Below are 507 nucleotides of genomic sequence, written 5' to 3' on the forward strand. Positions count from 1 at the left end.
ACAACCCGTGGCCGGCACCACCAGAAACCAGGTGGGCAGAACTGTTGGCCACACACGGGCACTTTTCATGGCCACCAGCGGGCACAAACGCTGGCCACCCACGGGCACAAACCATTGGCCATTGACACACCAAGGCACATACCGCATGATGTACATCGGGTACGACGGAGTCGGATATCAGACAGCCCTCGCTCGGAGTACCGACCTGTTGACCTGGGAATTTGACTGAGTATTTGCGTGGTTAGGAGCCACTGAATATTGCTGTTCGGAGCCATCGGTATTGCGGATGAGAGCCAGCGAATCGTGTGGTTGGGAGCCGCTGGCTCTCGTTGCGGTTAGGCGGCGCGTTTCGCGGCGTGCTCTCTCATGTTGTGGCTGCCGGTCTCGACCCAGATGGTGTGATGCACGATGCGGTCCATGATCGCGTCGGCGTGGACTCCGGAGCCGAGGCGTTGGTGCCAGTCCTTTTGTGCGTATTGGGTACAGAACACGGTCGAGGTTTCGTCG

The 507-nt window shown here is 59.2% G+C and carries 1 protein-coding gene; it reads right to left on the reverse strand.

The features are described from left to right. Positions 1 to 335 precede the first annotated feature (335 nt). A partial coding sequence (locus tag B7R22_RS18460) for an ATP-binding protein (RefSeq protein WP_172582577.1) occupies positions 336 to 507 on the reverse strand: 172 nt, incomplete at its 5' end.

Source organism: Subtercola boreus, assembly GCF_003399635.1.
Lineage (GTDB): Bacteria > Actinomycetota > Actinomycetes > Actinomycetales > Microbacteriaceae > Subtercola > Subtercola boreus_B.